This window comes from Nostoc sp. (assembly GCF_036917515.1).
Lineage (GTDB): Bacteria > Cyanobacteriota > Cyanobacteriia > Cyanobacteriales > Nostocaceae > Nostoc.
Map to the genome: position 1 here is coordinate 1 of NZ_JBALDE010000078.1, position 7,841 is coordinate 7,841.

Annotated in this window: 6 protein-coding genes and 1 pseudogene; 5 read left to right on the forward strand and 2 right to left on the reverse strand. The window is 39.8% G+C overall.

Annotated elements, in window-relative coordinates:
- The 3 genes from V7K89_RS09400 to V7K89_RS09410 all read left to right on the forward strand — a co-directional run.
- Positions 1-466, forward strand: a 466-nt coding sequence (locus V7K89_RS09400; protein WP_335186490.1) for a sensor histidine kinase, incomplete at its 5' end; no start/stop codon positions are given.
- Between the two features lie 21 nt (positions 467-487).
- Positions 488-2,959, forward strand: coding sequence for a GGDEF domain-containing response regulator (locus V7K89_RS09405; protein WP_335186491.1), 2,472 nt, complete (start codon positions 488-490; stop codon positions 2,957-2,959).
- A 526-nt stretch (positions 2,960-3,485) separates the two neighbouring features.
- Positions 3,486-4,103, forward strand: a complete 618-nt coding sequence (locus tag V7K89_RS09410; RefSeq protein WP_335186493.1) for a class I SAM-dependent methyltransferase — start codon at positions 3,486-3,488, stop codon at positions 4,101-4,103.
- 106 nt (positions 4,104-4,209) lie between these two features.
- Here V7K89_RS09410 and V7K89_RS09415 read toward each other — a convergent pair whose 3' ends face one another.
- Positions 4,210-4,707: a GNAT family N-acetyltransferase gene (locus V7K89_RS09415; RefSeq protein WP_335186495.1), complete on the reverse strand. Its 498-nt coding sequence runs from the start codon at positions 4,705-4,707 to the stop codon at positions 4,210-4,212.
- Positions 4,708-5,038: 331 nt separating this feature from the next.
- On the opposite strand from V7K89_RS09415, the gene V7K89_RS09420 reads away from it, so the two are divergent.
- Positions 5,039-5,239: a hypothetical protein gene (locus tag V7K89_RS09420; RefSeq protein WP_335186497.1), complete on the forward strand. Its 201-nt coding sequence runs from the start codon at positions 5,039-5,041 to the stop codon at positions 5,237-5,239.
- Positions 5,240-5,881: 642 nt separating this feature from the next.
- Positions 5,882-7,060 carry a hybrid sensor histidine kinase/response regulator gene (locus tag V7K89_RS09425; protein WP_335186499.1) on the forward strand — a complete coding sequence of 393 codons (1,179 nt, stop codon included), beginning with the start codon at positions 5,882-5,884 and terminating at the stop codon, positions 7,058-7,060.
- A 47-nt stretch (positions 7,061-7,107) separates the two neighbouring features.
- On the opposite strand, the pseudogene V7K89_RS09430 reads toward V7K89_RS09425, so the two are convergent.
- Positions 7,108-7,746 (reverse strand): annotated as a pseudogene (locus V7K89_RS09430) (DUF4079 domain-containing protein); the annotation flags it as partial.
- Between the last annotated feature and the right edge of the window lie 95 nt (positions 7,747-7,841).

Here is a 7,841-nt window from a genome sequence, read left to right on the forward strand (position 1 = left end):
TCTAGCTGATATATCCCTGACATTGTTCATCCTTCATCTGGTTTATTCTTATTCTCTCATCTGTAGTCCAATTTTAGAGAATTGGTATAAGTTATTTTATTCATACAACGTTAATTCCAGCGCTATTACCTTGAAAATGAATGTTGAGGAGGTTTTTCTAGTCATTGATGCAGCTATTCCTTGCGGCTTGATTATCAACGAACTTATTTCAAATTCCCTAAAATATGCCTTTCCTCAAACAGAGGGGGGAGAAATTTCTATTGACTTTTACTTCAATAAAGTAAATTTATATACACTTATTATCAGTGATAATGGTGTCGGCTTTGCCCAAGATTTTGACTTTCACAGTACAGAATCATTAGGTCTGCGATTAGTAAAAGGTCTAACACATCAGCTAAAAGGCAATATCGATTTTAGCAGTAATAACGGAGTAAGGTATAAAATTATATTTTCGAGTAAACTATAAATTTATAATTTTAATAAAAATATGAACCCAGTAAATATATTAGTTGTTGAAGATGAATTCATCGTGGCAATGGATATACAAAATCGGCTAAGAAAATTTGGATACACTGTTATGGGGCTTGCCGATTCTGGAGAAGAAGCAATTAAGAAAGCAGCAGATAATTCTCTAGATTTAGTTTTAATGGATATTCACCTCAAAGGAAATATGGACGGTGTGGAGGCCGCTCAGATAATTCATAATATTTTTAATATTCCAGTTATATATCTGACTGCTAATGCAGATGAATCAACATTGAATCGAGCAAAGGTAACAGAGCCGTTTGGCTACATTCTCAAGCCCTTCAAAGAAAAAGAATTAAAGTTCACGATTGAAATTACTCTTTCTAAACATCGGACGGAAAAAAAATTAAAACAGAATGAACAATGGCTGACTACTGTACTTAAAAGTATTGGAGATGCTGTGATTACTAGCGACGAATCTGGAACTGTGACTTTTATGAATCCAATTGCGGAGATACTGACGGGTTGGAATTATTCAGATGCGTTTGGTAAACAAGCAGCAGAAGTATTCAATATTGCTGATGAAAAAACTCGTATAATAATTGAAAGTCCTGTAACGCAAGTCCTTCAGTCTGGCGTTACTGTTGGTCTACCAGAACAGACGATACTTATTGCTAAAAACGGTACAGAAATACCAATTGATGATAGTGTTGCACCGATTAAAGATGACAACGGTAACATCACGGGTGCAGTTTTGGTCTTTCAGGATATCACCGAGCGCAACCAAATTCTGGAGGCATTAACGCGTCGCCAGCAAGAATTCAAAGCACTAATTGAAAATGCACCCGATATTATTTCTAGATTTAACCCTCAATTGCGCTACGTTTACGTTAATCCAGCTATTGAAAACATTACAGGAATATCAGCCGAAACATTTATCGGCAAAACAAACGCAGAGTTAAATCTGCCGGAAGAATTTTGCCGAATATGCGATCGCAAGCTCCAGCAAGTTTTCCAAACGAAAGAAGAAACGGAGTTTGAATGCAGTTTAGCGATCGCCCAGCAAACAAGACATTACCATACCCGTCTTGTGCCTGAATTAGCTAGCAATGGTGAAGTATATTTTGTTTTAAGTATCGCTCGTAACATTACTGCTCTCAAACTTGCAGAGGCACAATTAATTCATGATGCCTTTCACGATGTACTAACCGGTCTGCCAAACCGCGCCTTATTTATGGAACGGCTAGAGCGTGCGCTCATGCTGACAAAACGACGTATAGACTATAGATTCGCTGTTCTCTGTCTAGACTTAGATCGCTTCAAAGTTGTCAACGACAGTCTCGGTCATACAATTGGCGATCAACTACTAACTGCCCTTGCTCACAGATTGGAGAATTGCCTGCGCTCTGGAGACACAGTTGCTCGTCTAGGGGGAGATGAGTTTACAATTTTGCTTGACGATCTCAACAACATCAATGATGTAACAAGCGTAGCCGAGCGGATACACGAAGTTCTGACATCTGCGTTCCAACTCAGTGGGTACGAGGTATTTACCACTGTCAGCATTGGCATTGCCTTGAGCAAGGGTAGTTACAACCGACCGGAGGAACTCTTGCGCGACGCTGACATTGCAATGTATCGCGCTAAAGCATTGGGTAAGGCACGCCATGAGATATTTGACTCAACCATGTACACCCAAGTTACGCAGCTATTGGAGTTAGAGATGGATCTACGACGGGCAGTTGAACGCCAGGAGTTTCAGGTTTACTACCAGCCAATTATTTTATTAGAAACTTACAAAATTATTGGCTTCGAGGCTCTCGTTCGCTGGCAGCACCCGCAACACGGATTAGTTTCTCCAGACAAGTTTATTCCCCTAGCAGAAGAAACTGGGCTGATTATCCCTATTGGTTATTGGGTACTAGGTGAGGCTTGTCGGCAGATGCGTGCTTGGCAAGTACAATTTCCTACTGACCCACCCTTGACAATCAGTGTAAATCTTTCTACTAAACAGTTTTCACAACCTGAGCTGATTGAGCAAATTAACCAAATTATCCAAGAAACTGGTTTAGAAACTGGCAGTTTAAAGCTGGAGATTACTGAAAGCGTACTTATGGAAAATATTCAATTAGCAACTTTTATGCTCTTACAACTGCAACAGATGAATATCCAATTACACTTAGATGATTTTGGCATCGGCTATTCATCCTTGAGTTACCTGCACCGCTTTCCCAGTAATGCCTTGAAGATAGATCGTTCCTTTATTAATAAGATTGGTGCTAATAAAGAAAACTTAGAGATTATTCAAGCGATCATCACCCTAGCACAGAATCTAAATATAGATGTAATAGCAGAGGGCGTAGAAACCCTAGAGCAACTGACACAACTTAGAGCCATGAAATGCAAATATGCACAGGGATATTTTTTCTCCCAACCCCTCGATCGCAAGTCGGTAGAAACATTAATTTTATGTGGCATTGAACCTAGATACTAGTGCCGCAAGGTGGAAGTCAAAAGTCAAAAGTCACGCATTCAAACAGGTATACAGCATAAACGTTTTATTGATTTTGAATGGTGAGGCACTCGCTCAGAGGGGTTCCCCCGATGAGGAACTGCCGTTAGCGCAGCGTAAAGCCTTCTCTTCTCTTTCAGAGACGAAGACAGCGAACGAGAGGCTTGTCTGCGACACGCTGTGCTAACGCCAACGGGCAACTCTTGGAGACGCTACGCGAACGCTTAGAGCGAGCCTGCGTACTCTGTAAGAGTTGCAAGCTAGCAAGAGCGTCTCGTAGAGAGCGTCACCCGTTCGCCCTTGGCGTTCCCGAAGGGTAGGGGTGGTTTATATTACGCGCCCGTTGTACTAGCTAGTCTTTAGCTTAGTGTAACTAACCTGACAAAAGCTTGAAATTATAACCTATTTAGAACCGCTATAGTTAATTTGTGTTGTTAACCAAATTCTTGGAGGCGCAGCTAAACTTACCCTCAAAAAGCATCAAGTTTTAAGAAAGCTGCGAAAACTAATGACTGATGACTTTTTCAATCACAAAAAGCTACTTTTTGACCTATGGGCATCAAGTTACGATTGGTTCTTTCCTTCAGTGTTTTATCGAGCCGTTCACCAACGGTTGCTGGAGTACGTCGATTTACCAGAGCCAGCAAATGTACTTGATATCGGCTGTGGTACTGGACGCTTGCTTGAGCGCCTTGCTACTCAGTCTCCCAATCTACGAGCTACCGGATTGGATTTATCTGCTAATATGTTACGGGTAGCAAGACAGAGCAACCACCACCGTCCACGCTTAATTTATATTGAGGGCAAAGCTGAGTCTCTTCCCTTTGCTGATGGTCAATTTGATGCCGTTTTCAGTACTATCAGTTTTTTGCACTATTTGGAACCTAAACAGGTGGTTCGTGAGATAGCACGGGTACTTTCTCCTGATGGACGCTTTTATTTGGTTGACATTACTTCTAAAAAAGAGACGGAACCTCAATTATTGCCAATCTCTCCCCGTGGAATTAGACTCTACAGCTTTAATCAACGTCAACTTCTTGGCTCCTCTGCTGGGCTATTGTGTTTGAATCACCATTATTTACTAGGGCCTGTCTTACTAACGATTTTTGCTAAACCTCCAAGTTGAAATAGGGAATGGGGAGAGTAAAAGACTCGAAACATCTTGTATCAAACTTTGTTCTGCATATCTGAAATTACGAATTACGTAGCTTGCTTCTCACTGGAGGCGAGTATTACGAATTAGTCTCACCTTGATATTCCATAAATACCACAGGAACTTTGAGCAGCCTTTTAGCTAACTGTGAGAATCTAAATTTCTCCTTGAGCGTAGATAAGCCTATTGTCTTAGGAAATTGTGGCAAGTCTTCAAAAGATATTGGCACAAAGTCAAAGTGACTATAAAACTGCACCAGTTGCTGACCTAAGCATTCCAGATAAAGTGGTTGCGTTGCCTTATTAATCAAATGTTGCGTTAGCAAACTACCCAAACCGCGACCTCTCCAAGCTGATGCAACAACCAAGCTACCAAGTTCTTGTGCCCCTGAGAAATTACGTAGCTGTCCACAAGCTATCAGATTCTCATTATATTCAATTACCCAAAATTGCTGCCAATTTAATTGGGTTGGGTCAAGTTTCGCTGAAAATACCAGCAATCGAATCGACCACTGATCCCCAGAGGTTGCCTTGCGAAGGACACATCCAGATGGTAATGATAGATTGCTCTGGTTCACTAATTACACTTTGATAGTTTGTATCACCATCATCACACCATACTATTCATTCAGATCTAGTCAGATCGTTTGCCATTTTCTGTCAACTATCAATAAAGCAATTTTAAAAGCGTCTTGGACATAAAACCCATTCCGAATTCTCCCTTAACGACAGCAAGGGTTCTCAGGTTAATAAATTCTATATTTATGGATTTTTATCAGCATATATGAGTAGTACTAAACAATACTTACGATAGAGGGAGGAATCAGCCATAATTATATTCTGGATAGATACACTCACACCCCTAATTTTTTTAAGATAATCCAAGAATAAAAGATTAGGAATGTAGTCATGGCTGAAGAACAAAAAGAAAAATCTAATAATCAAGAAGCTACACCTACCGCTTCTGGCGGCTACCAAACCACCGCTGACGAAAGTACCCGCCAAACTGGTGATGCTGAAAAGAGTGATGCTAAATCCACTGCTACACCAGAAGCACCAGAAAATGATTCTGTAGCAGGTAGCCCGAATCAAGGAACTGAGTCACGTTAATTGGTTTAAACTTTCCCAAATTTTAATCATCTTGTCAGGTTTTTGTAATCACCCTAATACAGTAAGTATCGAGTGGATATGTGGTATGACAGCTACAATTATCCACTTATTTTTTGTGTAATGAGCTACATTTCTCTACGTGCGTTAGGGTTGCTTACCGCAAGTATCACAATCTAAAACTCCGATGTATCCAGCAGCATAAAGCGTTGCAAAACAATGGGATGAATATATGATTGATAGGGCAAAGCGGATGCAGCAGTTGATTAAAGACTTGCTAGTATTACTTTTGTGTTGGGAATTGCGGTCAGGAATTTATGCTCGTTGACTGTAATATAGCACTGAGTCTAGCTCTAAGTAATTTACATATAGCGATCGCTCAGAATAATGGTCTCAATATCTTGAGCGAATTTTTGAAGTTTTCCAACGTCTTCATACTCGTTGAGAACAGTATGGTGGTCGCATCTGGGCTGAGTCGGAACCAGGCTGGGCGTAGGAACAGTATTTTATCTTACTTTCAACGCAAATTAAGGTATCTTTAAATATATATCTAATAACTATCTAATAACCGCTTACTAACTTTATAGTAAGCGTAAAAAGTAGGAAATCAGGTGATTATCTAACAAATTGATATAACCCTGTATTATGGAAAAGCTCACAATTCACATTCTATTAGTAGAAGATAGTGCAAGTGATGCTTATCTGCTACACCGGATATTTTTAAATTCAGATCGAGAACAATGGCAGATATTACATGTTGAACGGTTATCTGAGGCAATAGAAGCTAGCAGGGAAAACTCTGCGTCCACCCATAATAATTCTCAGATAAAGAGTCGAAAGCAACACAGATTCGACCTAGTCTTGTTAGACCTCAGCCTTCCAGACTGTATTGGACTGGATACATTGAAAGAATTTAAGGCAGCAGTACCTGATATCCCAGTTGTGGTATTAACAGGTGTTGATGATGAAGATTTAGCACTACAAGCATTAGCAGAAGGAGCGCAAGACTATCTAGTTAAAGATAAAATGACTATACAACGGTTAGTGCGTGCCATTCGCTATGCCATTGAAAGAAGCGAAATTCTTAACCAACTACGCGAGAGTGAAGAACGCACCCGTCAAGCACTAGCAAAGGAACAGGAACTCAACGAGTTAAAGTCAAACTTTGTAGCAATGGTTTCTCACGAGTTCCGCACCCCTATGACTACGATTCAGACGGCTGTAGATATCCTTGAATACAACACTAATAAACTAACTGATGTCCGAAGAACTAAATATTTCGAGCGAATACAAAATGCCATCAACCAGATGCTTAATCTCTTAGATGAAATATTGTTCTTGAGTAAAACGGAAGCTGCTAAACTCGAATACAAACCTACACTTTTAAGTTTAGAAAATTTCTGTAGCGAACTCACAGATATTATTCAACTAAATGCAGGTACTAAGCATAGCATTATCTTTACTTTTCAAGGGGAATCGACCCAAGCCCAAATGGATGAAGACCTACTAAATTGTATCTTAACCAATTTGATTTCCAATGCCATCAAATATTCCCCTGAAAATGACACTGTTTGGTTTGATTTGATTTGCAAAGATCGCCTCGCAATTTTCCAGATCAGAGATCGGGGCATGGGCATTCCTCTCAAAGATCAAACTCATCTATTTCAAACTTTCTATCGCGCCAGTAATGTAGGTGTAATTCAAGGAACAGGACTGGGACTCACTATAGTTAAAAAATGTGTGGAGCTACATGGTGGTCATATTCAATTAGAAAGTGAACAGGATGTTGGCACAACAGTAATTGTCACTCTGCCACTACAATGATTAGGTAAATAAATTATAATAATTAGGCATTGGGCATTCTCTCTTGCTTATTTTGGTGCTTGGGGATTTGGCGTTGGACAAGTTTTATTAGCAAAATCACACTGATAAATATAGGATTCTTGCCAACTAAGGGGAATTTCTAACAAGTCTCGCGTTCCTGTCATACCTTGTCCAATAAATAGCAACAAAGCAATGCAGTTTAAAATTGTATGGATGATACGCCAACGATTGGACTTATCTTGATAAATATCTTGAACAATTGCTAATGAAAAAATCATTAACAGTGCTGCGGTAATTCCAATATAATAATGTGACCAATACCACTCATTGATGCGGCGATAGACTCCATCCTGACAGCCTATAATTACTAAACCTGCACCAGTTAAAGTTGCAAAAACTACTCGCCACACCCGTTGTTTTGCCCAATAAAGAAATATTAACGAGGCAATGGTGGCAGCAAATATCAGCAGTATAAAAATAACTTGAAAAGGTGTTTGATTCCACAATTGATTTTTGATAATATTTTTGCCAATAGGGTAGCTTAATCCGATTAAGATTAATCCAACGACTGCACTTGTGAGCCTTTCACCTAACTGCTTATGTTCTGCACCAACCACTGGAGGAATTTTACTCTTACTTCCCGCTAAAATTTGCATTCTGCGTTGGCGTGTTTGCCAAGCAAAATTAGGCGTTGCATAAGTGCGGGATGAATCAGGTTAACACGGGTATTTTCCCGTACTTCAAGTAATGAAGTAATAATCGAATTGAATACTTCAGCATA